The sequence below is a fragment of the Leclercia adecarboxylata genome (genome assembly GCF_035787115.1).
In the GTDB taxonomy this organism is placed as follows: Bacteria; Pseudomonadota; Gammaproteobacteria; order Enterobacterales; family Enterobacteriaceae; genus Enterobacter; species Enterobacter adecarboxylatus_E.
This window is the reverse complement of sequence record NZ_JALKTL010000020.1, coordinates 1-1,016: the sequence shown is the minus strand read 5'-3', so window position 1 is coordinate 1,016 and position 1,016 is coordinate 1. Positions and strand designations below refer to the sequence as shown.

Sequence of the window (1,016 nt, the reverse complement as noted above, 5' to 3'; positions counted from 1 at the left end):
GCTGCAATCACTACCGTACTGGCTAAAACCTACGGCGGTGCTGCTCGTGCTTTCGACCAGATCGATAACGCACCAGAAGAAAAAGCTCGTGGTATCACCATCAACACTTCTCACGTTGAATATGACACCCCGACTCGCCACTACGCACACGTAGACTGCCCGGGCCACGCCGACTATGTTAAAAACATGATCACCGGTGCTGCGCAGATGGACGGCGCGATCCTGGTTGTTGCTGCGACTGACGGCCCAATGCCTCAGACCCGTGAGCACATCCTGCTGGGTCGTCAGGTAGGCGTTCCTTTCATCATCGTGTTCCTGAACAAATGCGACATGGTTGATGACGAAGAGCTGCTGGAACTGGTTGAGATGGAAGTTCGTGAACTTCTGTCCCAGTACGACTTCCCGGGCGACGACACCCCAATCGTTCGTGGTTCTGCTCTGAAAGCGCTGGAAGGCGAAGCTGAGTGGGAAGAGAAAATCATCGAACTGGCAGGCTACCTGGATTCTTACATCCCTGAGCCAGAGCGTGCGATTGACAAGCCGTTCCTGCTGCCAATCGAAGACGTATTCTCCATCTCCGGTCGTGGTACCGTTGTTACCGGTCGTGTAGAGCGCGGTATCATCAAAGTTGGCGAAGAAGTTGAAATCGTTGGTATCAAAGAGACTGCCAAGTCTACCTGTACTGGCGTTGAAATGTTCCGCAAACTGCTGGACGAAGGCCGTGCTGGTGAGAACGTTGGTGTTCTGCTGCGTGGTATCAAGCGTGAAGAAATCGAACGTGGTCAGGTTCTGGCTAAGCCAGGCTCCATCAAGCCACACACCAAGTTCGAATCTGAAGTGTACATCCTGTCCAAAGACGAAGGCGGCCGTCATACTCCGTTCTTCAAAGGCTACCGTCCACAGTTCTACTTCCGTACTACTGACGTGACCGGTACCATCGAACTGCCAGAAGGCGTTGAGATGGTAATGCCAGGCGACAACATCAAGATGGTTGTTACCCTGATCCACCCAATCGC

Annotated in this window: 1 protein-coding gene; it reads left to right on the top strand. The window is 53.2% G+C overall.

All coding sequences use genetic code 11. The annotated features are described in order from the left end of the window. On the top strand, positions 1-1,016 hold a 1,016-nt coding region (gene tuf / locus MXM41_RS22645), incomplete at both ends, for an elongation factor Tu (RefSeq protein ID WP_325934483.1).